Source organism: Candidatus Peribacteraceae bacterium (assembly GCA_041661065.1).
Lineage (GTDB): Bacteria > Patescibacteriota > Gracilibacteria > Peribacterales > Peribacteraceae > CAIKAD01.
Window position 1 is genome coordinate 597,465 of sequence record JBAZVD010000001.1, and the last position, 25,403, is coordinate 622,867.

Below are 25,403 nucleotides of genomic sequence, written 5' to 3' on the forward strand. Positions count from 1 at the left end.
CGGTTTCATGCCGCCACCATCCTCCCGATCGCCCAGGGAAGCGCCACGAGGAGGAGGGCATCCGATGTCGCGTGCGCCACGACGGCCGCTTCCAGCCCCCGTCTCCAGTAGATCCATCCGAAGACCGTCGCCGCCGCGCCGTTGAGCAGCAGCACCCGCGCTATCACCCGCCAGTCCAGCACCGCGATCTCCGCGGCGAAGGGGAGGTGCCCCACGCCGAAGATGAGGGCGGTGACCACGATGCTCGTCCACCGTCCGAACGCCGAGAGCCCTCCCTCCGTCCGTTTCTCCGCCCTATGGAGGACCCAAGCGACCGTGGACAGGACGAAGTAGCGCATGAGGATCTCCTCATCAATGCCGCCGTAGAGGACGGCCAGGCTGCGCTGCCAGACGGGGGTGACCCCGCGCGAAAGGCTGGCCCCGAACGCGTTGCCGAAGATGACGAAATCCAGGAGGACCGCAAGCGCCACCACCCCCGCCCCCAGAAAGACGCTGCCGGCCACCGTGAAGAGGAAGGAACGGAAGACTTCGCGGGATGTACGGAACGGTGCCGTTTGGGGATAGAGGGAAGAGGGCGAGGAGACCCCGCAGAGCCGTTCGACGTAGGGAGCCCCCAAGCCCACTCGTCGGGATACTTTCCGCCCGATCCAGATGGCCGCCGCAAGCACAAGGGCGGACATGAGTATTTGGATGGTGACGAGATTCTCCAGCGGGAGCGGCGGTTGTTCCAGGCTGGTGACGCCGATGGTGGAGAACGCGTACGGCACCACGGCAACGGCGCCCGCCATTCCGGGGAGGAAGAGGCACAGGAAGAACTTCGTGTTGGCGAACTTCATGGGGGAAAGTGTAGCACACCTCATGATTTCCATATCATCCACCGCGGCAACCGGTTCCGCAGGAGGCCGTCTTTCGCCAAGCCGAACCCCACGATCTTCCCGTCGAAATTGAGGAGGATGTCCCCGCGCAACTGCGGCGGGCACGAGACGTCCTTCCCGTCGAGCAGCACGGCCATCATCTCCTCCGTGATCATCATCACGCCCTTCGTGGCCAAGTGACCGCGCAGCGTTGCGATCTCATGGTCGATGCGCACGCGGCCTTGCCTTCCGGCCGTCGCTTGGTCTGCGTCCGGGCGAAGGCGGGTGTCTTCAAGACGGCGGCCGAACGGCATGCCCAGCGCGTAGTCCTGCACGGGAAGGTGGAAGGAGGAGACCTCCTCCGTGGAGAGGATGAGTTGCGTACCCCGCTGGAAGAGCTGTTCCCCCGGGAAGAGGAACGGCGTGCCGTACGCCTCTTCCAGTCCCTTCTCCAATTCCCTCTGCCGCGACCGTGGTACCGGGTCCTCCTGGAACCGCACAGCGGGCAGCCTTTCCCCCTTCCTCGTTGGCGCTTTCTTGTGCAGGAGCGCGCAGAAGAACCCTTCCGTATCGAATGTTTGGGGCCACAGACGCAGGGAAGGGAAGGGACCCACGCCGATATGCCGTTGGACGCGGTGGGAATCCTCGATGGCTTTCTCCAATCCGGATTTCGCGATCAACCCTGCATCCAGGGCTTCTACTTGTTCACTATATTTGTTCAGTATGTAGGCTATCACCCCTTCGTTCTCCTCCGGCGTGAGCGTACAGGTGGAGTAGACGATGCGGCCGCCCACTTTGGCGGCATGGATGGCCGCCTCGAGCATCTCCTTCTGGAGCCGCGCCATTTTGCCGGCATTTTCCTCGGAGCTGTAGAGAAGGGCGTCACTGTCCTTCCGCGCCGTGCCCTGCGCCGTGCAGGGAGCATCGCACAGCACGCGGTCGAACCTCTCCGTCATCTGCTTGCCGAACCACTGGCCCACCTTCTTCGTCACGATGTTGTTCGTAACGCCGCTGCGGTGGAGCGCGGCCTTGAGCGTCCACAACCGCTTTTCCTGGACGTCGTTCGCAATGAGCACGCCCTGCGCGGCCGCGCCCTTGGACCCCATCTTGGCCAATGCTTGCGTCGTCTTGCTCCCGGGGGCTGCGGCCATATCCAGCACCGCATGCCCCGGCTGCACGTCCAGGAGCTCAACAGGGAACATGCTGGCCGCTTCCTGCATGTACACATGCCCGAGGAGGTGGAGGAGATCCTTCCCCAAAGCCGAGTGCCGGTCTTCGCGATCGATGAAAAACCCTTCTTCGCACCACGGCACCGGCGCCACGGTCCATCCTTTCTTCGCCGCCCATTCCAGGAACTCCGGTACGGAGCACTTGAGCGTGTTCACGCGCATGGATTTGCGCAGGGGACGCTCGGAAGCCGCCTTGAGCGCTTCCACGTCCGTGAACGCCGCATAACGGTCGAAGGGGTGTGGCACCCGCAGAGTGTAGCGGAAACGATCATCCCGCAGAACCCGTCAAGCCGACAATCACACCACAAGATTCACCAACCTCCCCTTCACATACACCTCTTTCTTCAAAGGCCCCGTGAGGAATTTCTTCACATTCTCCTCTTCCTTGGCCTTTGCGAGGACTTCGGTTTCGGCCGTGTCGCGGGGGACCTCGATGTTCGCGCGCAGCTTGCCGTTCACTTGTACCACGATGGTCATGGTGTCGGAGACGAGCTGGGCGGGATCGAACGAAGGCCAGTCCTGGTCGATGACGAATCCCTTCTTGCCCCGCGAAGCCTTGGCGGAGTGGGGGCCGCCCAGCGTTTCCCACAACTCCTCGGCCAAGTGGGGCGCGAGCGGCGCGATGAGCCGCGCGAACGTCATGGCCGTTTCCGTGGAGACTTGCCCCGCCGCCTCCGCGGCGTTGAGGAACTCCATGAGCGCACTGATGGCCGTATTGAAGTGGAATGTGGAAACGGAATCGGTGACGCGCTTGATGGTCTTATGGAGGAGGCTCTGGAATGCGGCGCTCTCCGTGGCGTCGTTTCCCGATTTCTCCGTGAAGATCGTCCAGGCGCGCTGCACGAAGCGGTCGATGCCCTTGATGCCGCTGTCGCTCCAGTCGCCCCCGTCGGTAAACGGCCCCATGAACATCAAATACATGCGGAAGACGTCCGCGCCGTGGCGGTCCACGAAACCGTCGGGGCTCACCACGTTCCCCTTGCTCTTGCTCATCTTGGCGCCCTGGTTGGTGATGAGGCCTTGGTGCACCAAGCGGCGGAAAGGCTCTTCATGCGTCACCATGCCGAAATCGTGCAGCGCCATCATCACAAAGCGCGCGTAGATGAGGTGCATGGTGGCATGCTCCGGCCCGCCGATGTACATGGAGACCGGCATCCACATCCCCTCCAATTTCTTGTCGACGAACTTCTTCCGATCACCTTCCATCAGGTACCGCAGATAGTAGAAGCTGGAACAGACGAAGGTGTCCATGGTGTCGAACTCCGGCGTCCACCCCTTGCCGAAGAGCTTCTCGGTCCGTTCGATGAATTCCTTGGAATCGGTGAGGGGGGATTTCCCCGTAGGCTTGAATTCCACGTCCGTCGGGAGGAGCCACGGCAGGTGTTTTTCGGGTACGGGATGCGGTTTTCCCTCCGGATCGTACACGATGGGGATGGGGGCGCCCCAGTACCGCTGGCGACTGACGAGCCAGTCCTTGAGACGGTACTGAATCTGCTTTCTTCCTTTACCTTGTTCCTCAAGCCATTCCACAATCTTTCTTTTAGCCTCTTCGTTTGAAAGCCCCGTTAACAAACCTGAATCAATCATTCTTCCTGGTCCAGTCCAACACTTCTGATTTGACAAGACATGATTACGACAATCCTGATCCCATTGATGCTGCACTTCCTCAGTACTGTTACCTTTTGGAACGATTACTGCGTATTTCGGATGAACGTAAAACGAAAAATTCACCACACCCATATCAGGATCAATAATGCATTTGATGGGAAGCTGATGGTAGGAAGCAAAGTCAAAATCCCTCTCATCATGTGCCGGAACAGCCATCACTGAACCCGTTCCGTAATGCATAAGAACGTAATCCGCTACCCAAATTTGAACCTCTTCTCCATTCACTGGATTAATTGCATAAGCGCCAGTGAATTCCCCGGTCTTAGTGATGTCAGCTGAACGCTGAAGATCGGTCTTCTTTCTTGTCTCATGGATATATTTCTGAATCGCAATTCTTCGTTCTTGAATGGTAATGACATCAACCAGCGGATGCTCTGGGGCAAGGACCATATATGTGACTCCAAAGAGAGTATCGGGACGCGTCGTAAAAACCGTAATCGTTTCGCTTCGACCTTTTATCCCGAATTCTACTTCTGCCCCTTCGCTCCGTCCGATCCAGTTCTTCTGCATCAACTTCGTCTTCTCCGGCCATTCCAGCTTCTCCAGCCCGTCCAACAGCCGGTCCGCATACTGCGTGATCTTCCAGAACCACTGCGCGAGCGGTTTCTGGATCACCTCCGTGCCGCACCGGTCGCACTTCCCTTCCTTCACCTGCTCGTTCGCCAACACCGTCACGTCCTTGGGGCACCAGTTGACGAGCGCCTCCTTCTTATAGGCGAGGTTGTTCTGGAACATCTGCAGGAAGAGCCACTGCGTCCACTTGTAGTACTCGGGCTTAGAGGTGTTGACCATCTTCCCCCAGTCGTACATGCAGCCTAAACGCTTGAGCTGCTCCACCATGGTCGCCACGTTCTTGGTGATGGATTCGTCGGGATGGACGCCGGTTTTGATGGCGTAGTTCTCCGCGGGTAGCCCGAAGGCATCGAACCCCATGGGCGTGAACACATCGTTCCCAAGCATCCTCTGGTAGCGGAAATAGCTGTCCGCCGGCGCGTAGTTGTACCAATGCCCCACGTGCAATTTATCGCCGCTCGGGTACGGAAACATCACCAGACCGTAGTACGGCTTCTTCGCCTTCTTGAGGTTGACGTTGTAGGCGCCTTCCTCCTCCCAGCGCTTGCGCCATTTGGCTTCGGCTTCTGCGGGGTTGTAGGGATTGGGCATTTCAACTGAGGTATCGAAGTATGGGAAAATCATAGCGGATCTGTGCTACGGCTGCATCGCCAATCACTCCGGAGACCTGCGAACCGGCACTTCCCCGCGCGGGCGCTCGGCTTTGTTTGTCCCAACGCCTCCAGGAACGACTGATTATCCGCATCGTGAAGCCATGAATTCCACTCTCCTCCCTTAGTCTCTTGTCTCTTCCGTTGCCATGATGCATGGTAGGTTCATGAGATCAGTGGAATTTCCAACGGCTTCGGTTGAGCATGTGCCCCCCGTGGTGAACGACGGTACTGCCAACAGTGAAATTGCCAGGAAGGCTGTGCAGGCCGTTCTCTCCACACCGCAAGCATTACCACAATCTGTGACAAGGGAAGGACGTACGCCGTTTTTCTCCCTGCGCATTGAGGATGAATTTGAGGATCCCGAAGCGATGCCGTCCCCGGAATGGATGTCGTCCCCCAAAAGAACGCACTGAATAGTACGTTCTTGTACCGTTTACGATGAACAGAACGAGCGGGATTCCCGCTCCGGATCGTGCAAAGACATTGGGAAGAAGGGCTGCGGAACAGTCGATAAGGCTGTTACACTCTCCCCATGGCCAAATTACCCGTCGTCGCCATCATCGGCAGGCCGAATACCGGCAAGTCCACGCTCTTCAACAGTCTCGTGCGCAAGCGCGTGGCGATCGTGAGCGAGGTGCCGGGCACCACGCGGGACCACATCGCGAGCAAAGTGGAAGGTGACGGAGCGGATTACCTGCTCCTGGACACGGGTGGCATGGGAGGCGGCACAACGGACAAGGACTTCGAGGAGGACGTGCACGAGCAATCCCTCATCGCGCTGCGGCACGCTGACCTCATCCTCTTCACCGCCAACGGGAGGGAGGAGATCACGCGGAGCGACCGGGAAATCGCGCAGCTGCTGCGAAGGAAAGCCAAGAGGCACGTGCCCGTGCTCCTGGTCCTCAACAAGTGCGACAATCCCGAGCTCGCGGAAGAGGCGGAACGTTTGTTCCTGGAACTCGGCATTGGTGACGAGGTTTTCCCCGTCAGCGCCATTAGCAACGTGGGTACGCAGGACATCCGTAAAGCCATCGCGCGCCACTTGAAGAGGATGCATTTCCGGAAGGCGGAGGAGGCGCCGGAGGCGCCCTCCGCGACGGTCCCGCGCATCGCCATCGTGGGAAAACCCAACGTGGGGAAGAGCTCGCTCATCAATGCGCTCATGAGTGATACGCAGCGGGAGGAATCCCCGCGCCTCGTCTCCGATATTCCGGGAACCACGCGGGACACCACGGACACCGTCATTACCAGCGAAGGCAGCCAATACCTGTTCGTGGATACGGCGGGGCTCAAGCGCCACGCCAAGAGCGAGCGGGGCATCGAGGGCTTTGCGGTGCTGCGGACAATCCAGGCGATTGAGGACGCGGATATCGCCGTAGTGGTGCTGGATGCCTCAGGGCCCGTCTCCCGGCAGGACAAGTCCATCGCCGGGCTGGCGGTGGAGGAAGGGAAGGGTCTCATCATCCTCCTGAACAAGATCGACCTCCTCAAGGGGGAGGAACGGAAGGCGAAGCAGGAAGAGATCGCCTATGAGTTCCGGTTCTGCAAGTACGCGCCCGTCCTCTCTTCTTCGGCGGAGACGCGGGAAAACCTCCCCAAGCTCTTCAACCTCATCCAAATGGCGCACCGCAACCGGTTGCGGCGCCTCCCCACCAAGGAGCTCCAGAACTGGCTCGGGGACCACACGTACGGGAAACCGGTGGGCGCCGTGGGGACGGCGAAGCACATCACACAAGCCAAAGACATCCCCCCCACGTTCGTCCTCTTCGTTCGCAACCCCAAGGAAGTGAAGGTGAGCCAGCTGCGCTACTTGGAGAACCGGCTGCGCGAAACGTTCGACTTCGCCGGCTCGCCGATACGTTGGGTGACCAAAGGGAATCATGACAGGGAGTAGGTTATAGGGGGTAGGTGGTAGGTTGGAGAACCAACACAAGCACATACCGAAATCCTATTACCTACTACCTACTCCCTACCCCCTAACCCCTCCCCTCCCCGAATTTCCGCACCCGATTGTCCTCCAACATGGGCAGCGGGAAAGACTTGATGGCCACTTCCAGCTTGTCCATGAGCCTCACGGGATCGTCGTCCATCACAAGGTTCGAGGGCATCTCGCGCGCGCTGAGCTCCACCACGATATGCTCGATGGAATCGCTGATACCGCCGGTTCCGGTGAGGACGCCGATGGGCCGCCCTTCATCGTACGCGATGGTGAACTCGTTGAGCGTGCCGATGCCTCCGCCGATGATGACGATGGCGTCGGTGGAGCGGATGTTGATGACGTCACGCTCCATGAACCCCATCCCCGTGTAGATGATCATGTCGTGCGAGTGAGGGCTTTGGTACTCGTTGATGTGCTGGTGTTCTGAGAACGCGGGGGAAATGCCCAGCGTCATACCGCCCTCTTCCTGCGCGCCCAGGAGGGCGTCGTTGGGGAGGCCGGGGCAGGCGCCGTTGATGAAGATATACCCGCGCCGCCCGATCTCCCGCCCCAGCGTCCGCGCCTTTTCGCGCGCGGCGGGATCCAAACTATGGGGACCGCTTGCGGAACCCATGACGCCGATCTTGAGTTTGTGTTCGTGGGGCATACGGCGGAGGTGATTACGGGAAGGCATGATGAGGCGCGCGGCGTTCAAGGACAAGCATACCAGGCGACCGACCCGCTTGCGCAGGAGATACACCCGTAGGAATCTCATGCGGTGCACCCATCGATCCAGTATACCATAAATCGGTCTTTTCCGCTACGGCTGGCGCTCAGTGCAAATACGTCCAGCCCGGAGACTGGACGTAGGGGCTTGAGACCGCGCCTCAAGCAGGTTTATCGGGAACAGCCGCACGACGGCTTACCACCATTGTTTCACCGCAAATTGCAGCCACTGAACGAGTATTCTTTGCGGTGTCTTGACAATCGTCTGTGCAAAGGTGATATCCAATCCCGCATCCAGTAACACGATGAACAACTGATCATCCACTTGTCGTTCCTCCTGTTCAATATGCCGTGTTGCACGCAGGAGAGGCGGTACGGCAGGCCGCATCAAAGTACGACCCCAATCGATCCAACTTCTCACCTGATTCTGCGGCGTGCGGATGATGACGTACTGCAGGCTTTCATCCAACCCCGCTGCCTTCAAGCATGCAAACATCTCTGCTCGAACGGCCTCCCCTTCATCCGTCTCAAACTGGTCCTTACACATCACTTTCTCCTTACCGTAGCAGTCACTTTTTTCCCGTTGGTGTGAATGAACACCATTGAGACAGCATAAAAGACCGCGGGGGACCGGACAAGGAAATGGAGCAGTTATCACTGCAGGTACCGCGCCCTGTTCGCATTATGTTCATCGTTCGTGACGGCATAGTGGATGGTGCCGTTCCCGTCGTGGAGGTAGTACCAGTACGCCGTCTCCTTTGGATGGAGCGCGGCTTTGATGCTGGAGAGGGAGGGGTTGGCAATGGGACCCGGCGGCAATCCCCGCACTTTCCGCAGGTTGTAGGGTGAATCCACTTCCAGGTCGTCCTTGGTGATGGCATCTCGCGGTTTGTTGACGGCGTAGCGCACGGCGGCATCCACACCCAAGCCCATCCCCTCGTCAAAACGCTTCCACAGGATGCCCGCCACCACCGGCCGTTCCTCCTCCGTGCGCGTTTCTTCTTCGACGAGCGACGCCATGGTGATGATCTCATGGAGAGATCGCTTGGAAGTGCGCAGGTCTTCCGCCAAGCCTTCCACCACGCGCTTACGGAACGTATTGAGCTGACGCTCCAGGAAGAACTTGGGCACAAACTCATCCTTCACGATGAAATACGTATCGGGGAAGAGGTAGCCTTCCAGCTTGCCACCCCGATCCAATTGGCCCGTTCCGGACGGGAGGAACGCGTAGGTGGAGAAATCGCACGTCTGGGCGCAGGAGGTGATTTCCCCATTCGCGGTAATCCCCTGCACCGCCAGAAGCGTATCAATGTCCTGCACCGAAAAGCCTTCGGGAATGGTCACCGACGCCTCCTCCCCGTGCCCCCGCGTAAGGATGCCGATGACGTCTGACGTGCTCTGTGACTTGCGCAACACGAAGGTCCCCGCCTTCATCTGCGCCTGTACGCCCCGGAACTTGGCGGAGAGCCGGAACGCGAGTGGCGAGCGGATGACGCCCTTCTGTTTGAGGATGTCCGCAATGGCTGTCACTGAGGAACCCTGAGGGATGTCCACCATCTGCCGTACGGCATCGCCGGCGTCGACGGGACGAAGGGACCGGTAGTACCAGAACAGGGTCCCCGCGAACACGAGGAGGGCCAGCATAATCAGACTCTTGAGCTTCTTCATAATGGAATGATAAATGGGAAATGCAAAATTGGAAATGACGGTCCCATACAATCTCTTTGGCGGCATTTTGCATTTCTCATTTCCCATTCTGCATTACTCATTGTCCGGTAGGCATACCCATCTCTCCCATGATCCCCTGCATCTTCTCGGCGCTCACCACCTGCGCCTTCTTCATGGCGCGGTTGAGGGCATCGGTGATGAGGGCTGGAATCTTCTCGCGGGGAACCTCCGGCGCTATCTCGATGCTTACCACTTCCATCTCCGCGGTGACCGTGACTTTCACACCCTGCGCCTCGGCTTCCACGTGGATATTCTTCAGCTCTTTCTTCACTTTCTTCGCCTCGCGCTGGAGGCGGAACATGTCGCGCGCTTGGGAGAAGGAGACCATGGAGATATCATAGAGGATCGGGGAGCGTAGGGAAATATTTCTCGTATTTGGGAAAGGGACCGACGATCGTGCACGTTTGCATCCCCTTGATGAAAGAAACATCATTGAACGGTATTGCCTTCATCCCTCTCTGCCCTGAGTACTCCACGCCATAACTCCACCTTCTGCCTCAAATACGAACACCAATTGACATGAGGGAGATCACAATCAATGTAATCCCTCGCTCCTCGTTGTATTGCCCTACAACCCAGCGTGATCGACCCGCTACCGGTCAAACAAATCACAATGCACTCATGGTTGCGCTGTGTTATCGCCCCGATCAATGCGATGCCGTCCTCAAGATCCATACGTTCCGTGAGGTGCGGATCCACGATGGCCATATCGGGAACGGCGACAGCCAATGCGTCAAGCGCAGCCTCTGCGGTGCGTGCCACCGTAATGTCTGCCGGTTGAATTCCCGCATCCTGAGCAATACTTTCTACGCTGCGCACACCCTCGTCGTCTTTCGCAATGAGAAGTTTCATAAAGGAAGAAACTGTAGCAAAGACAGCAGCATGTACAAGACGAACCTTGCTCCTACTTCTTCGGCTTGAACACGCGGACTATCCCCATCACTATCCCCTTGCCAATGCCCCCGATGGTTCCCCCAAGCACACGTCCGGTTGCCTCACCCATGCTCGCCGCTGTTTTGCCCATAGGTTCAGGGGTCATGGCAAGCGCTTCGTTCAACGCGTCGCCGAGACGAACGATCCCATTCCGCGACGCACAGGTACGCCAATGGAGATGGTCGAAGACTTGCTGCTGATCAAGGTTTCTCTGGACTTCATCCCCATTCGCACCGGTCATTTCCCCAATCAATGCCCGCCTCTCCTGCTCCGCCAAACGCCGCACTTCCGGTTCACGGCTCTGCAATCGTTGCGAGACGGAGAGGAAGCGACTGACGATATCGGGTGCAGCGGCCTGTGGCGTATCGACGAGGCGGATCATAGTGGGTGTGTGTATCAAGGAATTATAGCAGATTTGAGGTCTTTTTGCATCAGCTTCACGCGTGGGAAATGCCAATCCTGTCTTCAATTTCCTGATTGACGAACACCTTCTTGCGGCCGAACTTCATGCGGCTGTACTCCTTGATGAGCACCGCCAGCTTGTCGTTACGCTGGCTCTCGTCCCAGATGGTGGCCATGGAAAAGGGACGCGACGTGGTGTTGTTGATGTTCAGCTTCACGTAGCAGTGGAAGTTGGGGATGCCGATCACGTCCTGCTCGCTGAGGACGGGCGCCATTTCCTTGGCCATGTACTCCGCGTCCTCCGCGCCGATCTTGAAGCTCATGATGGTGCCCACGTTGCCGAACACGGCGTCGCGCATCTTGGTGGAAGCCTGTTCGTACTCCGCGGTCTTGCCCACCAGCTGTCCGATGTACTGGTGCGCCATGATGAGGGCGAGCTCGTACTTGCGCGCCTCGGAGAGGATGGTGGCGAACGCGTCGGTGACGAAGTTCTGGAACTCGTCGACGTACAGGTAGAAGCGCGTGCGTTCCTCGCGCGGCACGTCGGCGCGGGAGAGTGCGGCCATGTTCACCTTGTTCACGAAGATGAGGCCGAGGAGCTGCGCGTTGATGTCCCCGATCTTCCCCTTGGAGAGGTTGACGAGCAGGATCTTCCCCTCGTCCATGATCTGGCGGATGTTGAAGGCGCTCTTCGGCTGCCCGATGATGTTGCGCATCGTGGTGTTGGTGACGAAGGGGCCGAACTTTGCGCTGAAGTACGGGATCATCTCCTCCTTTTCGCGCGCCCCCGTCTTGGCGATCTCGTGCTCCCAGAAGGAGCGGACCACCACGTTCTTGCACTTGCTCACCTTGTACCGCTGGAACTCGTCATCCACGAACAGGCGCGGGACGTCGATGAGCGTGGCACCTTCCTCCTCGTCGTCCATGAGCGTCAGGCAGCCGTTGCGGAAGTAGTGCTGGATGCGCGGCCCGAAGATCTCGTTGCCGAAGAGCTTGATGAAGATCTCCATGGCGTCCAGGGAAGCGCGGTCCTTCTCCTGGTCGGTGGTCGCCTCGAGGAGGTTGAGCCCCATGGGCCGCTCGGTGTCCGCGGGGTCAAAGACCACCACGTCCTTCGCGCGCTCCTTGGGCACGTGGGCAAGAACGTCCTCGATGAGGTCCCCATGCGGGTCCACCACGCACAACCCGGAATTGCGCGCCACGTCCTGCCGCGCCTGGAAGCTGATCATGGAGGATTTGCCGCAGCCGGACTTCCCGATGATGTACTGGTGCCGCGTGCGGTCGCCGTCCAGGAAGCGAATGGGCGTCTCCACAGCGCGGTGGCGGTTGAGGCCCAGCAGGATGCCGTCCTTGGGGGCGTTGGGTGGGGGCGGCAAGACCTTGTACGTGATCCACTGGATAACGGGGATCTTGTTGTAGCGGCTGTCCGGGAAGTGAAAGAGGCCGGCAAGCTCCTTCTCCACGAACAGGTCCCGCCGGTGCCAGTAGCCATTGATGCGCTTCGACCACAACCACTGGATGAGGGGCGCATTCATGAACAGCGGGAAGAAGTCCACGAACATGCGACGGTTCATGAACCAGTTTCCGTAGACGTCCTTGAAGATGTTGAACGCCACTTGCATGTTGTTGGTGATGTCCAGGCTGCGGCGCCACGTCTTGGCGGACGCCAGGATGCGCACCGTGGTGTGAAAACCGCTCATCCCCGCCTTCTGCCCCATGCGCTTGTAGAGCTCCTCCTCCGGCTGGATCATGCGGACGAAGCTGTCGCCCTGCGTCGCCCCCGGCGCAAAGGTGCTGCCCTCCGTGCCCGTGGCCACGCCGCCCACAACGTTGATGAACGTGGTGAGGAGGGGGATGCGCGCCACCCAGCGGTCCTCCTTGCCCTTGAACTTGAGGCTGGCGTAGTTCTTGGTCTTTTTCGCCCACCCATCCGAGAACACCGGTTGGATGATCACCTGCAAGGCGGCCATCTCATCCTCCTCCAGCTTACTCAGCACGTTGCTCACGTCGTTGAGGGGGTCATCCTGCATCTCGTCGTAGAAACGGATGGGGAAGAAGAACTTCTTCTTGGTGATCATGTTGTACCCCACGGTCTTGAACCCCTTGCGCTTCATTTCCGGCGTCTTCTGCATGGTGACCTCCGCGTCCGAGTAGAACGCTGTGATCTGCTTCTCCACGATGGAGGCAAGGCTCGGCTGCATGAGGACGTAGAACGTCAGTTCCCCGTGCTCCACGTAGAGCTCGAAGCTGATGGTGGCGTACCGGAAGATCCAGAAGTGCATGTGCTGCCAGAACGTGAGGCTCTTCACCTCCCACAGTGCGCGGTAGAGCTGCTCCATGATGGCCACCTTCTCCTTGAAATCCTTTTCGGTGCGCTTCTCCTGGTCGATCTTGCTCTCGGTGCGCGGCAGCATCACCTTCATGGAAACGAGGCGCTTGCCCATCCACAACGCGTAGGTGAACCGCACGGTGTACTTCAGCCACCGCCACAGCATGTAGGCCGTGAGGATGATGAGCGTGTTCTCCACGGGATCATGCACCCACCACGCCGCCGCCACCTTCAGCAAATCCACGCCCAGCCCCGCGTACCCCGCGATCCAGACGAGGACCCAGAGGATCGGCCAGAAGAAGATGCGCAGAAACCCGATCATTGAGTGAATATGAGATTAAGCTATATTCCAGTAATTATAGCACAAAAACGCGGGTTGCGGTAGCCGAAAAGGGGGCCTAAACGCCAAGGATTCAGGCTGTGGGAGTGTCATCCATTCGGGCTCAAGAACGGCCGGTTTCCCGGACGATGAGCACGATGCCGGGGTTCCCTTCCTGCTTCGTGCCTTTCCAGAACTGGTACTCACCCGCAGCGAATTCGTACGCACCCGGTTCCTTCATTTGCACCGGCTCCACACCCGCCCGTGACGGGCGCATGACGTACGGTTCCGTGATGGAGACGTATCCCTTCGTCACCCCCTCGGGGAGATCCACGGTTACCGTGTTGCCCTTGGCGTAGTATTCCAAGTTGGTGATCGGGAGGGCAGATGCCCTGTCTGCACCTAGCGTTCGGGGAGCGGAGAGACGGTAACTATCCAGATAATCCAGCATGCCGGACATGCTTAACCTGGCGGAGAACGCCCCTGCCCTCTCGAAGTAAGCCGGATGGGAGGACTCGATACCTCTGCGCGCACATTCTTGCGGATTCTGCTGCAGGGCGCTGCGCAAACGTTGCGTAAGGATGAGCACATCTGCATCCTGCAGTTTCCGTCCACCGCGCACCTGCGCCGCTACACTATGGATGACGTTCCACAGGTCTTCCGCAATAACGCCGCGCGCCATCTTCTGCATCCCTTCTTCTCCTTTCCATGCACTCCAGGAAGTCCAGTTGGAGTAATTCGTGTTCAATACTGTGCGTTCACAAGCGGCAAGATCGTCACGGATGAGATAGAGGATCTTCGCCGGGGCTTCGTTCTCGAATTTCTCGCCATCGGCACTCAGTGCACAGATGTCCTGCGTGACGAGGCGCTGCGACTCCATGAGCCGCGCGGCGATCATAGTTTCCGCTTCCGTCCAGTACACCGTGTTCTTGGGCAATTCAAAGTCCGTGCGGCCGGTGCGTTCCCATTGCTCGTATTGCATCTCTGCGTAGAGCGATGCGTTGCGCAGCATTTCCGGCGTGACCAGGTCGAACGAATCGTTTGTTTTGTAGGCGATGTAGCGTTCCGCGGCTTTCACGTACATGCCGACGCGCTCCCGCTGCATGTTCTCCAATTCATACTCCAAGTTTGTCTTTGCGCCGGCCGGAACCGGTGAAGTGCGTTCCATCTCACGCAGATCCTTCAATGTGTCATCATTTATGTCCAACGTCGTCACGCGCGGCACCGCGGAAGCCGCAAGCTGTGCAAAGTACGCGCGGTACCCCTCGGAACGTGCCACCTCATTTCCCGTCTGCGCCATGTTCTCCGAAAGGAAGAGGTCCTGCGACCAGTTGACGTTGGTTAGATGCGTTGACTTGCCGATGTGGTGGAGAATCTGGCCGGGGCTGTACTTCCTCTCCAAGTCACGCTGCGTGAGGGAGTGGTACTCGCTCGATTCCTCCAACTTCTTGTATGTGTAACGCGCACCCATGGCGGCGGCTGCGATGGGAAGCATGACCATGCCCGCCGGAGCACCGAGCGCCACAATGAGGCTCCCTCCCGCCGTCCACGCCTGATAGATGGCAATACCGCCGACGATGAGACCCGTGGCGCTTGCGGCGCCTTCTCCCGCATAGAGGTAGTACGCTTTGCCGTAGATCTCCTTGAGAGCGGCATTCTCCGTCTCCGCAATGCGGTCCCTGTTTGCCATAATGTCGCAGTACGCAATGTACAAGCCGAACAAGTCACCGGCGGCGCCGATGCCGTTCCATCCGACGCGAAGCGCCGTTGCTCTGCGGGCGGCGGAGACGATGCGCGCCATTTCCGCAGGTTTCCCCGTGGCTACCGCGCCCGCGAGAAGCTTCTTCGCCTTACCGCTCTCGTTGATCATCTGGAGCGTGGGCGCATCGAGCGCACGCAATTCATTGAAGAGGAGACGCTCTACCTCCGATGCGTTCTCCCCTGCCATGGCAAGAGCGTCGGCAATATTCTTATTCCCCTTGAACGCCTGCAGCTGCCTCTCCACGCGGGGATCAATGGCATTTGCCGCCTCCGTACTCGCCACCGCAGCACTCGCTCCTTGTCCCAGTTTCCCTTCGGGGTCATAGAGGCGCAGACCGGGTTTCGTCTCAACCTCAGGCGCCAACTTGCGCACCGGCCCCCCCTCGTCCACGGATGACGGGCGGGTGTTGTTCTTGGGTGGTTCGCTCGAAGCGGGCTTTTCGACCGCGCTTTCGCTGGATGGACGGGGCGTTTCGGCGTTCACGTGAACATCAACGTCGGCACTGGATACCGCTTGCCGCAGATCCGATCCCGGATTCTCCAATACTTTCTCAAAACCCGCGGAAGACGCGTCCCGCGCTTTCCACAGGTTTTCCACCCATTCCGGTGCATCGGGAGGCAATTGGTACCCCTTCAGGGCTTCGTGAATGGCACTGGCAACCTTCCCCTGTTTCACACGGAGCGAACGGACGGAATTTTCGTCGAAGTGCATGCCCAATCCCCTTCCCATACGCTGCTCTGCTATGGCGATCTCATTATCGAATCGCATCCATTGCCGGACGGCCAGTTCCAGATCGTCCAACGAACCGCTCGCGGCGAACTCCTTCGCATGCTTCACGGCGATGCGTTCCAGGAAGAAACGCCTGCCCAAGATCCCCCCCAGTTTCACTTTCAAGGCCGCCCTGTCGCGTGTGAGGATATGCACCGTTTGGTAACCGTCTTTGATAAGGTACAACGGCGCTCCGATCACGCGGCCGGCCGTTCCCCAGTTGGGAATCCTGACCTGTCCCGTAAGGAGTGCCTTGAGTACCGCGGTATTGAACACATACATGATCCCCAATTCACCGATCACGGTGCCGAGTTCATACTGGTTGCCGCCCTGCGTGAGGAACGTGGTCCACTGCGAACCGTACTCATAGGGAAGGCGGATGAGTTCCTTCCCCCACCATACGAAGAACTTTCCCCCGGATTCGATGAATGAGCCTCCGCTCTTCTTCAAGGCTTCAAGCGCAGCTCCAACGTCACCTCCACGGAAACTTTCGAGGATCACGCGTGCACTGTCGTTCACAACGGCGGCGGCATCCAATGCCACTTCACCGGCACCGAGAGCGATTTCCCCCGCTTCGGTTGCAGCACCGGCCCCCACTCCTCCCGCCGTCACCGCGACTCCCGCTGCAGTTTCCGCGGGCTTCTTCCATCCGGATATCTTCTGTTCCAGTCCTTCCATCCTTTGCCTGTACCAATCGAGATTGCCCTTGAGGTACTGATGTCCTTTGTAGAGGCCGAATCCCGCAAGGCCGAGAATGGGAATCCACTTGAGCCACGACAGTATTCCGCCCCTCCTCGGCTGTTCCGCACCTCCGTCACTCTTTTCTTTCCTCCCCTTCCACCAACGCCTCGCCAAGTACAGAAGTCCGATGCCTCCCAACGTGAGAGTGGACGTTACCGCGATCTGCTCTGGCGTCCACTCGCGCACGTCCCATGTTTTCGGGAAGTACTTCCGCAGCTTGGATGTTTCTGGCGCTGAAGGTTGCACATTCGCCGGTACGGCGACGGGGACTCCTGTGGGCAGGCTCTTCCTGTCCGACGGCGACGGTTCCGTAACCTCATCCGGAATGATGACCTTTTCCGGCTCCGTCATGGTCTTGCGCAGGGACTCCACCATCTTTCCCGCTTCGCTCCCGTCCCCCATGCGTTTCTGGAGTTCCTGCAGGTTGCGGTTCACCAGCTCCCGCTCCCGATCCTCAAATTGTTCCGTGGTGAGATGACGTTGGATACTGGAAAAGATCTTCCCGCGTTCCGCCACGTTCGTCTGCGCCGCAAGCGCTTCCACTTGCGCCCTCAGCTGCTCCAGATTCTGTGCTCCTCCCGGTTGCGTAAGGAGCTCACTCAATGAATCTGCGGTAGCTTCCAGATTTTCTTTTGGTATTTCGTTTGTAGGAACAGGCATAGGATATTGGTATTACTTATAATTATACCACTTTGTCTGTTATTTGTCACTTACCTGATTAGCCCTACCCCAAGCCTCAATCACAGCTTATTCGCTGCATTTGATCACATTCGTCACCATCTCCCTCCCCTTCCCGTTCTTATCCCGTAGAAAGAAGCTGTAGCGCCCCTCCACGGAGGGTGAAAAGGTGTAGGTTTCGCCGGCGAGTACCCACTCCTGCATGTCCGTGCCGTTGCCGTCGGGATAGCCGATGTGGCGCAGGACGAACGCATCGCTCCCCCGCAGCGTGAGGGAGGAACCGAGCTTGAAGAAGTGGGGAATGCCGGGGAGGAGGCGCGCATTCCGCGTGATGCGGCTCTGGTAGCGCGGCTCGTTCTGGCACGGGCCGACCAAGTTTGCGTCGCCCAGGCGCTGGAATGTGACGTTGCGCAGCACGCCCGCCGAGCGCGGCGCAAGTTGGAGGAACGCGGCGAGGCTCAAATCCATGTCGCGGCCTTTCACGTACGGCCCGCGGTCGTTGATGCGCACGAGCACGCTCTTGCCGTTGTCCGCGTTCGTCACCTTCACGAGCGTGTTGTGGGGGAACGTGCGGTGCGCCGCCGTGAACGCGTTCATGTCGAACGTCTCGCCGAAGGCCGTGCCCTTCCCGTGGAACTTCTCCGAGTACAGGCTTACCTCGTGGATTTCGTCGCGCAGCATCCCATCAAGGTCGCGCATGAGGTCCAGGAGCTCCTCTTCCTCCACGTAGACTAGGGATTCCGAAAGTGACGTGATGGGATAGCGCTCGAGGAGCGCGGGAAGGTCTTCCTCTGCCGTCTCATCGATGTCCTTCCCTTCCGCTTCCACGCTCCGCGTGCGGAAGAGCCACAGGAGGGCATCCTGCAAGCGCAACGGATCATCGGGATGGAACGCCTCCTCATCCTCCAGCAATCCCCTGTCCTTGGCATAGGTGATTTCCCGCTCCCCTTCCGCCCCCTCCGGCACATCCGCGTACGGATCTTCGTGTATGGTCCCCACGGGGCGCTGCAGGCTCTGCCACAGCGTAAGGAAGCCCTGGCGCCGCGTCACCGATGTTGCGGCAAACGCGGGGGCGGACGACGAGAACAGAAGGATGGAGCCGATGAGGAAGCATGCTGTTTTCTTCACCTCTCCATTTTCCCCACATCCCTTCCGAATGCAATCTTGACCTTGGGAAGGGAACCATAAAACACAATGTTGCTGTCTGTGCAAGATAGATGGGAAGAGTATTGCGTAGTACGTATTGCGAATTACGTATCTTCGTTCAAGAAGCCTTCTGTAAGTATACGCACTACGAAATACGCAATCAAAGCACCTCCCATCCCCCACTCCTTACTAATCGATACATCTCCGAACGTATCTCCGTGAGCAGTTTCATCCTCGTCCCGGGACCCACTCTCCCCGCACCCTTGTCCTTTTCATCCTTGATCACTCCCGCTTGGAGTTGGAAGGCGATCACGGCCTTCTCCGTCTCGTCACCGTAGAATCCCGTTGCGCGGTGCGCGGGCAGCAATCCCCTCTCGGCAAGAAGCTTTTGGAGGAGGCGCACCTGTTCCCCCTTGTCGCCTTTGCCGAGGAAAACCGTGGGCAACCTGTTCTGCTCAAGGACCAGGTCATCGATGCGCGCCAGAAGGACCATTTCTTTTGCGCAGCGCGCGACCTTTTTCTTCCACAGGCTCCGCGCGAGCGCGTCATGCGTCTTTGGCCCCACCGTCCCCGCGCCCCGTTCCCCCGCCGATGCGATCACGCCCTGGTCGCGCTGGTAGGCGACGATCGCCCGCCGCAGGTTGCCGTCGTACTTGCCGTGCGTGCGTCCCCTGTAGTACCCCAGGTGGCGGAGGAGGCGCTGCACGTCCGCAATGCGCGCGGGCGGGCTCCCCGCCTGCACCTTGGGGATCGGCTGTTCCTTAGAAATGTTCTCCGCGGCGAGGAGAAAAGCCGCCGTGCGCGGGGAGAGGGCATCCGAGGGCTCCTCCAAGCTGAATGCCTTGAGGAATGCCGCCAGGCTCTTCTGCGTCTCCGGGCCGAAGAATCCGGTCGGTTCACGTCCGAAGAATCCATTCGCCTGCAACAGTTCCTGCAGAAGCTGCACGGATGCGCTCCGATCACCCTGTTTCACCGCCACGTGCATCAGGCGCTCGCGCCCCTCCAGGAGCGGTGAGAGTTCCGCCCAGTCCGCCGTGAACGCGGAGAGCGCAAGGGACTCCGCAGGCTGCCTGCTCCCCTTGGGATACACCGTGCCGGAGATGCGCTGCAAGCCGAACGCCAATGCGCGCGCCAAGCCCTCCTCCCCTTCCCCCGCCCAAATGTCCAAGCGGTGCGTGCCGTCTTCCAGCGTGGTGATGGCGCCGCCGCGGTCCTCCACCGTCACCACACCCAAACCCGGCAAATCGATGCGGGTGCCGAAGGGATACGCCTTGGGCGCAGCGACCATGCCGGGATGCACGGGAACGCCGCTCGCTCCGTTGGTGCCCCGCCCGTTGAGCTCGATGTCCGCTTCGTACGATCCCCGCACGTAGCAACACTGCCCCGGTTTGGGGGAGTAGTACGCGGTGATGAGGAAGTCCTGGCGGTACGGTTGCTCCCCCGCGCTGATGGCGGGAAGAGGGAGTATTGCCGCAACCAGGGCCAGGGCGATGATGCGGTTCTTGATGTGCATGTTTCCGCTTATTGTAGCACAAATACAACATGTATTCCAGCCCTCGCATTCCTCCGTTTCCCCGTTCAGAAGGCGAATTGCTGCGTGCAGGGCAGCCGCGTGCAAGAGCGGACGCCGCCGCCATAGCAGGAGCACGCCGCGCAGCCTTCGTCGAGCACCACCACCGCACCGTCCTCCCTCCCCAGGCAGAGCACCATGCCGGTCGCGGGTAGAGCGCCTGCTGCGGTACAGCGGGAAGGCCCTCCCTCGCACGACCATCCGGTCTCCACAACGCACTGCGAGGAGCATCCGTCCCGGCTCTTGCGGTTGCTGTCGTCGCACTGTTCGTTCGCGGTCACCACGCCATCACCGCAGCGGGCGGCGCACTCGCTCGGCGACCCGCGGCACGACCAACCCTCCTCGACCGTGCACCGTTCCGAGCAGCCGTCCCCCACCTTGCGGTTCTTGTCGTCACACGCTTCGTTCCCGTCCGGCCTCCCGTTGCCGCATTTCCATGGGATGCGGCAGTCCTTGCTGCAGTTGCAGGAAGTCTCGCCCCTGCCGCACACGCCGTCGCCGCACTTGGTGCACACGATCTTCTCCTCGTCCGCTTCCGCCACCTTGCACCCCCAGCCGTTCTGCACGCGCGCGGATTTCTTGAGCGCCCGCAACCCCTCGCAACAGGAAAGCTGCTGCCAAGAGCGCGTGCTGCCTTCGCGCCCTTCCGCAAGGCACACGGCCGCGGAAGCGTGCGGCACTGCAGGCCGGAACACGGCCTTCCATGCGCCCGGGAGACCCATGGCGAGGAGGATGCCCAGAGCCAGCGCTGCGCGTGGTCGGAACATGTGAACCTAGGAAATATACACCATATCCTCCACACGCATTCCCCACCGTCCCGGAAAGTACACCCCCGGCTCCACGGTGATCACCTCGCCGGCGAGCAGCGTCTCTTCCGGGCGCTTGTGGGAAAGAGTGACGCCCTCGTGGATCTCCAACCCCACGCCATGACCAAGTGCGTGCGTAAAGGCTTCCTCTAGGCCGTGCGTACGCAGGCGGTCACGCACCAGGCGGTCCAGAACGTGCGTCGAAACCCCCGCGGCGGCTTCCCGCATGGCCTTCTTCTGGACTGACCGGAGGACGCCATGGACCCTCCGCTGATCGTCCGTCGGCGCGGCCGTGAAGAACACCTCGCTCATATCGGCGCAGTAGCCTTCCACCTTCGCGCCCACGTCGATCTGAACGATGTCCCCTCTCCGCAACGCCCGCGACGTGGGTGCGTGGTGGGGTGAGCTCGTGTGCGCCCCGAAGGCGACGATGGGATCGAACGACAAGCCTTCCGCACCCGCCTCCAACGACCAGACCGCCAGTTGACGCGCCACCTGCAGCTCAGTGACGCCGGGACGGAGGACGCGGGGGATGCGGCGGAGAAGCTCCCGCGTGAGGCGGTGCGCACGGCGCAACGCGCGCACTTCATCCTCTTCCTTCTGCCTGCGGAAGTGCTCCACCACGTTCGGACGGGGGACGAAGCGGACACCGCGATGCCGTGCAGCCCAGCGTGCCCGGCCCCCCACCGTTACGCGTTCCGACTCAAAGCCGCACACGACGCCTTTCCGCAGGTACCGTTGCAAGTCATCGATCGCCCGAATGGCAATCCCCTTCCGCGCTTCCCGCCCCGCGCGCTCGCCGTACCGTGCATCCGTGAAGAGGAGATACCGCTCCGGCGTGACCAGCAACGCCCCCGCGCTCATCCCCACCCCGCTCAGGTAACGGATGTTCAAGGGATCCGTGACCAGGTACAGGGGGGTTCCTGCACGTCGGAGAAGCGTTTTTGGACCCTTGGGACGCATGGGAAGAGCTGGTGGATAAAAAGCCGTTTTTATGATATCATAATAGGAAAGAACACCAACTCCCATGTCCGCTTTCGTCTACTCCATCCTCACGGCTACGTCGCAATGGCTGGCGCAGGGATTGCGCGCCCTGGTGCCCCTTTCCGATGCCGCCACGTTCGAGGGGGGCGGGCTGTGGGGAGGGGTGGAACAGGCGAGCGGCATCGGTGTCCCCGCGGCGAACCTCACGGACATCGTCATCACCATCATCATCACCGTGCTCAACCTCATCGCCCTCGTCGCGGTGGCTGTGGTGATTTACGCCGGCATCCTGCTCATCATCTCCCTGGGGGATGACGCCAAAAAGGACCAAGCGAAGAAAACGATCATCTATATGGCCATCGGCCTGGCGATCATTATCCTCTCCCGTATCATCGTGACCCTCCTCATCAATATCATCACGCCTTGATGGTGATGCACTGCGTCCCTCTCCGCGCCCCCGCATACCGAACGGCCTTCCTCACGGCCGTCTTGGGCACACTGCTTTGCACGTTCGTGTCGGCGGTAGGTGCGCAAGAATCCGTTCCGGTGCCGCCGCAAGAGGAACACGTGAGCCTCCTCGCGGGAGACGTCCTGGAAATACTCGGCACGAACGACGCGGCGGACGCGCAATTCACTTGGATCCTGGAGAAGGACGGCACGTTCATCCAGGCGGTGCATCTCCCGCTCTTCCGCACCCGCCTGACGGATGCCGGGACATACAGGCTGGATGCCACAGCCGCCTCCGCGGACGGCACACCCGTCGCCCAGCGCATCCTGCTCATCGATGTCCGCGACCGTCCTTCAGGGGAAGGCGCTCCGTCTTCCGCCGCCGCGGAAGGTCCGCCGGTGAGCACCTCCCCTCCTCTCCTCTCGGGGTCCGTAAGCCTGCCCGCCAACCGCCAATTCCTGCAACTGATCCCTCCTCAGCACGACATCGCGCGCCTCATCCTGGATATCGATGTGGCGGTGGACCGTGATGGGAACGGGAATGCGCGTGACGATGACGATGCGTCGGAAACGTTCTTCCGCAGCGCCCGCGTACCGCTGTTCCTCTGGCTCTCTTCGCCGCGTGCGGAACGTGAATTGCACATCAGTGCGTTGCGTAATGACACCACCACCGTCGAACAGGCCATCCGCATCGTTCGGAGCGCGGAGGACGTTCCCGTTTCCCCCGATGTCCCGCGGGACAGCGCCATTGTGGTCACCACCGCGAGCGGCGGCACGCTGCAGTTCTCCCTGCCGCAAGTGCGGGACCTCTCCATCCCCGTGCTGTACTTCTGGTCATTCGGTGACGGAACGGAAAGTCTGTTGGCATCACCCACGCACACCTACGCACAGAGCGGCACCTATGACGTGCACGTGCGTCTCGTGGACCTCCGCAGCGGACAGAATCTCTTCGAAACCACCCGCTCCCTCCCGGTTTCCGCGTTCGTCCCGACGGAGAACCCTTCGTCACAAGCGTCCTCCGCTTCCTCCGTTCCCGAGGTGTCGCCTCCCGCGATGCAGGGCAATTCCATGTTCTCCCTCCTCCTCCGCATCGCATTGATCTTCCTGGGCGCGGTCGTGGTGGGAGGGACGGGCGTGTGGGCGGTGGGCAAGCTGCTGCAACGGGAAGGCGGCGGCTTGCAGAAGAGGCTTGAAAACATGGAAACGAAGCTCACCAAGCCGGAGCAGCCCCCGCATGTGATTGATGTGGCGCCCCCCATGGCGATCCGGCGTCCGGACATTGCGGAAAAAGTGCCGGAGCCTCCGGCGCAGAAGGCAGAACCTTCCCCTCTTCCGCCCGCACCCGTGTTGGAGATCATGAAGAAAACCCCGACTCCCGTTGTGGAACCGAAAGCGCCCGCTCCCGCTCCCCCGCCACCGCCCGCACCGCCCCCTCCATCCATTGATGTAGACAATGCACCGGCGTGGCTCAAGAAAGGAATTGAGAAGCAAGCCGCGGCATCCGCACCGGTAGCCGCTCCCCCTCCCACGCCAGAAGTGAAGGAACCTCCGCCGTTTTCGCCAGCAGCAGCTCCGGCACAACCGTCCCCGTCCCCTCCGGTGACGCCGATCCCCGCCGTCTCGCCTCCGCAGAAGACTGCCCCCGCGGCACCTCCACCTACGCTTCCAACACTTCAGAAGCCCGTCCCTCCGGTTGCACCGCCGCCGCCGGTGAGCACACCCGCATTTCTTCCGGTTCCGCCGCCTGCCGCACCATCACCGGTATCGGCTCCCGTAACACCTTCGCTTCCTCTAACTCCCGCGCCAGCCGCACCTTCACGCGAGCTCACGCTTGAGGAAAAGGACAGGCTGGAGCGTGAACGGGAGAAGAAGAGATCCAAGAGGAAGAGGTACAGGGATAACCTGAAAAAGAGGAAGCAACCCGGCGATCAGGGATCATCCTCCTCCGTCCCGCAAATCGGGACCACGGTGGACAGGGCGGTCAGCGGTCAGCCATCGCCGACGCAGGCTCCGGCAACACCGCAGGTTCCTCCCGCCCCGCACTCTCCTCCGCAGACGAAGGAGACCCCTCCACCGTCGCCCGCGCAACCCCTTCCTCCGCCGCCAGATGTCCCTCCTCCTTCCATCCCCCCGCCCCCACCGGCTCCGGCGGCTCAACCGACACCAAAGGAGGAACAACCCGCGGCAGGTGACGACAAGGTGATCTTCATGGTGGAAGCGGAAGGGCTGAAACCCGATTCGCAGAAGCCAGACGACCCGCATTCTGCGGCTTGAACGACTGGTAATACATTGTGTTTCCACGTACTATTCCTCTGCACGTGGCGGGCGTAGCTCAGTTGGTTAGAGCGCCAGGTTGTGGCCCTGGAGGTCGTGGGTTCAAGACCCATCGCTCGCCCCATGTGTACTTTGAATGTGGAGCGCCAGGTTGTGGCCTTGGCCTGTCAACCGTAGCTCGTCGCAACGAGCGGAGGCTGAAGGTCGTGGGTTCCCACCTTCGTCCCTCGGCTTTGCTCGGGACTACGGTGGGCAGGCAAACCCATCGCTCGCCCCATGTATTGGCAATGAGTGTCATGATCCGCGCTCCGCTTTCCTGTACCCTACAGCTGCTCGTCCTATGCCTGTCCACATCACGTACTTCGTGCACGGAACTACCACCGACAATGAACGGGGTGTGGCTACCGGTTGGAATCCAGGCGTTCTCTCCGAACGTGGCATACGGCAAGCCAAGGAACTCGGTACACTTGTCCGCCACAAACGCTTCGACGCTGTCTTCTGTTCCGATCTCCAAAGAGCGGTAGATACGGTGAGCCTCGCATTCGGAGAAAGATATCCCATTATTCCAGATATGCGCCTGCGAGAAGTGAACTACGGTCTCTATACCAATCAACGCTCAGATTCCTTCAAGGGAACGTTGTCTTCCTTTGTGGAAACGCCCTTCCCGCAGGGCGAAAGCTACCGGGATGTGGAGAGGAGAATGGCAGACTTTCTCCGTTTCCTCCAACAGGAATACAACGGGAAACAAGTGGCCATCGTCGCCCATCAGGCTCCCCAGCTTGCTCTTGATGCGCTGGTGAAGGGAAAGACCTGGCAGCAAGCGATCGCTGAGGATTGGCGGCATACCAAGGCATGGCAACCCGGATGGGAATACACCTTATAGCTTCAGAAACCC

19 protein-coding genes and 1 tRNA gene are annotated in these 25,403 nt (G+C 60.1%); 5 read left to right on the forward strand and 15 right to left on the reverse strand.

The window, feature by feature from the left end:
- Nucleotides 1-5: 5 nt before the first annotated feature.
- Genes WC698_02745 through leuS form a run of 3 tightly spaced genes read right to left on the reverse strand, consistent with a single transcriptional unit; the run spans nt 6 to nt 4,915 of the window.
- Nucleotides 6-836, reverse strand: coding sequence for a CPBP family intramembrane glutamic endopeptidase (locus WC698_02745; GenBank protein ID MFA6039154.1), 831 nt, complete (start codon nt 834-836; stop codon nt 6-8).
- Nucleotides 837-856: 20 nt separating this feature from the next.
- A complete protein-coding gene (locus WC698_02750) occupies nt 857-2,329 on the reverse strand; it encodes an NOL1/NOP2/sun family putative RNA methylase (protein MFA6039155.1) in 1,473 nt (490 codons plus the stop codon).
- Nucleotides 2,330-2,380: 51 nt separating this feature from the next.
- Nucleotides 2,381-4,915, reverse strand: coding sequence for a leucine--tRNA ligase (gene leuS, locus WC698_02755; protein MFA6039156.1), 2,535 nt, complete (start codon nt 4,913-4,915; stop codon nt 2,381-2,383).
- Between the two features lie 594 nt (nt 4,916-5,509).
- On the opposite strand from leuS, the gene der reads away from it, so the two are divergent.
- Nucleotides 5,510-6,871: a ribosome biogenesis GTPase Der gene (gene der, locus WC698_02760; GenBank protein MFA6039157.1), complete on the forward strand. Its 1,362-nt coding sequence runs from the start codon at nt 5,510-5,512 to the stop codon at nt 6,869-6,871.
- Between the two features lie 82 nt (nt 6,872-6,953).
- Here der and WC698_02765 read toward each other — a convergent pair whose 3' ends face one another.
- The 12 genes from WC698_02765 to WC698_02820 all read right to left on the reverse strand — a co-directional run bounded on the left by WC698_02765 (nt 6,954) and on the right by WC698_02820 (nt 21,766).
- Nucleotides 6,954-7,562, reverse strand: a complete 609-nt coding sequence (locus WC698_02765; protein ID MFA6039158.1) for an LOG family protein — start codon at nt 7,560-7,562, stop codon at nt 6,954-6,956.
- A 255-nt stretch (nt 7,563-7,817) separates the two neighbouring features.
- Nucleotides 7,818-8,168 carry a hypothetical protein gene (locus tag WC698_02770; GenBank protein ID MFA6039159.1) on the reverse strand — a complete coding sequence of 117 codons (351 nt, stop codon included), beginning with the start codon at nt 8,166-8,168 and terminating at the stop codon, nt 7,818-7,820.
- A 107-nt stretch (nt 8,169-8,275) separates the two neighbouring features.
- Complete coding sequence (gene mltG / locus WC698_02775; GenBank protein MFA6039160.1) at nt 8,276-9,289, reverse strand: endolytic transglycosylase MltG; 1,014 nt, start codon at nt 9,287-9,289, stop codon at nt 8,276-8,278.
- Nucleotides 9,290-9,386: 97 nt separating this feature from the next.
- Nucleotides 9,387-9,677 carry a YbaB/EbfC family nucleoid-associated protein gene (locus WC698_02780; protein MFA6039161.1) on the reverse strand — a complete coding sequence of 97 codons (291 nt, stop codon included), beginning with the start codon at nt 9,675-9,677 and terminating at the stop codon, nt 9,387-9,389.
- Between the two features lie 101 nt (nt 9,678-9,778).
- Nucleotides 9,779-10,201, reverse strand: a complete 423-nt coding sequence (locus tag WC698_02785) for a response regulator (protein ID MFA6039162.1) — start codon at nt 10,199-10,201, stop codon at nt 9,779-9,781.
- Between the two features lie 52 nt (nt 10,202-10,253).
- Nucleotides 10,254-10,664, reverse strand: a complete 411-nt coding sequence (locus tag WC698_02790; protein MFA6039163.1) for a hypothetical protein — start codon at nt 10,662-10,664, stop codon at nt 10,254-10,256.
- A gap of 55 nt (nt 10,665-10,719) precedes the next feature.
- Entirely contained in the window at nt 10,720-13,335 is a 2,616-nt protein-coding gene (locus WC698_02795) for a type IV secretory system conjugative DNA transfer family protein (GenBank protein MFA6039164.1), read from the reverse strand.
- Nucleotides 13,336-13,456: 121 nt separating this feature from the next.
- On the reverse strand, nt 13,457-17,206 hold the full coding sequence (locus tag WC698_02800) for a hypothetical protein (protein MFA6039165.1): 3,750 nt from the start codon (nt 17,204-17,206) through the stop codon (nt 13,457-13,459).
- Between the two features lie 144 nt (nt 17,207-17,350).
- Complete coding sequence (locus WC698_02805; protein ID MFA6039166.1) at nt 17,351-18,409, reverse strand: septal ring lytic transglycosylase RlpA family protein; 1,059 nt, start codon at nt 18,407-18,409, stop codon at nt 17,351-17,353.
- 178 nt (nt 18,410-18,587) lie between these two features.
- The gene (locus tag WC698_02810) at nt 18,588-19,940 is read right to left on the reverse strand and encodes a peptidoglycan-binding protein (GenBank protein MFA6039167.1); all 1,353 of its coding nucleotides are present in this window, start codon (nt 19,938-19,940) and stop codon (nt 18,588-18,590) included.
- Nucleotides 19,941-20,005: 65 nt separating this feature from the next.
- Complete coding sequence (locus tag WC698_02815; protein MFA6039168.1) at nt 20,006-20,764, reverse strand: DUF4215 domain-containing protein; 759 nt, start codon at nt 20,762-20,764, stop codon at nt 20,006-20,008.
- A gap of 6 nt (nt 20,765-20,770) precedes the next feature.
- Nucleotides 20,771-21,766, reverse strand: a complete 996-nt coding sequence (locus WC698_02820; GenBank protein MFA6039169.1) for a Xaa-Pro peptidase family protein — start codon at nt 21,764-21,766, stop codon at nt 20,771-20,773.
- 64 nt (nt 21,767-21,830) lie between these two features.
- Here WC698_02820 and WC698_02825 point away from each other — a divergent pair, with 64 nt between their 5' ends.
- The 4 genes from WC698_02825 to WC698_02840 all read left to right on the forward strand — a co-directional run bounded on the left by WC698_02825 (nt 21,831) and on the right by WC698_02840 (nt 25,391).
- Complete coding sequence (locus WC698_02825; GenBank protein ID MFA6039170.1) at nt 21,831-22,214, forward strand: hypothetical protein; 384 nt, start codon at nt 21,831-21,833, stop codon at nt 22,212-22,214.
- Complete coding sequence (locus tag WC698_02830; protein MFA6039171.1) at nt 22,214-24,508, forward strand: PKD domain-containing protein; 2,295 nt, start codon at nt 22,214-22,216, stop codon at nt 24,506-24,508. Before WC698_02825 ends, WC698_02830 begins: the two co-directional genes overlap by 1 nt.
- Before the next feature lie 47 nt (nt 24,509-24,555).
- Nucleotides 24,556-24,632: transfer RNA gene (locus tag WC698_02835), tRNA-His, on the forward strand.
- A gap of 216 nt (nt 24,633-24,848) precedes the next feature.
- Nucleotides 24,849-25,391 (forward strand): histidine phosphatase family protein, encoded by a 543-nt coding sequence (locus WC698_02840; protein ID MFA6039172.1) that lies wholly within the window; start codon nt 24,849-24,851, stop codon nt 25,389-25,391.
- Nucleotides 25,392-25,403: the final 12 nt, after the last annotated feature.

Bases quoted from the DNA above. Each gene is read 5' to 3' on its own strand.
- WC698_02820 (MFA6039169.1), bottom strand. From the start codon at position 21,766: ATGCGTCCCAAGGGTCCAAAAACGCTTCTCCGACGTGCAGGAACCCCC.
- WC698_02815 (MFA6039168.1), bottom strand. From the start codon at position 20,764: ATGTTCCGACCACGCGCAGCGCTGGCTCTGGGCATCCTCCTCGCCATG.
- leuS (MFA6039156.1), bottom strand. From the start codon at position 4,915: ATGCCCAATCCCTACAACCCCGCAGAAGCCGAAGCCAAATGGCGCAAG.
- WC698_02780 (MFA6039161.1), bottom strand. From the start codon at position 9,677: ATGGTCTCCTTCTCCCAAGCGCGCGACATGTTCCGCCTCCAGCGCGAG.
- WC698_02765 (MFA6039158.1), bottom strand. From the start codon at position 7,562: ATGCCCCACGAACACAAACTCAAGATCGGCGTCATGGGTTCCGCAAGC.
- WC698_02795 (MFA6039164.1), bottom strand. From the start codon at position 13,335: ATGATCGGGTTTCTGCGCATCTTCTTCTGGCCGATCCTCTGGGTCCTC.
- WC698_02830 (MFA6039171.1), top strand. From the start codon at position 22,214: ATGGTGATGCACTGCGTCCCTCTCCGCGCCCCCGCATACCGAACGGCC.
- WC698_02785 (MFA6039162.1), bottom strand. From the start codon at position 10,201: ATGAAACTTCTCATTGCGAAAGACGACGAGGGTGTGCGCAGCGTAGAA.
- WC698_02840 (MFA6039172.1), top strand. From the start codon at position 24,849: ATGCCTGTCCACATCACGTACTTCGTGCACGGAACTACCACCGACAAT.
- WC698_02790 (MFA6039163.1), bottom strand. From the start codon at position 10,664: ATGATCCGCCTCGTCGATACGCCACAGGCCGCTGCACCCGATATCGTC.
- WC698_02825 (MFA6039170.1), top strand. From the start codon at position 21,831: ATGTCCGCTTTCGTCTACTCCATCCTCACGGCTACGTCGCAATGGCTG.
- der (MFA6039157.1), top strand. From the start codon at position 5,510: ATGGCCAAATTACCCGTCGTCGCCATCATCGGCAGGCCGAATACCGGC.
- WC698_02770 (MFA6039159.1), bottom strand. From the start codon at position 8,168: ATGTGTAAGGACCAGTTTGAGACGGATGAAGGGGAGGCCGTTCGAGCA.
- WC698_02810 (MFA6039167.1), bottom strand. From the start codon at position 19,940: ATGCACATCAAGAACCGCATCATCGCCCTGGCCCTGGTTGCGGCAATA.
- mltG (MFA6039160.1), bottom strand. From the start codon at position 9,289: ATGAAGAAGCTCAAGAGTCTGATTATGCTGGCCCTCCTCGTGTTCGCG.
- WC698_02745 (MFA6039154.1), bottom strand. From the start codon at position 836: ATGAAGTTCGCCAACACGAAGTTCTTCCTGTGCCTCTTCCTCCCCGGA.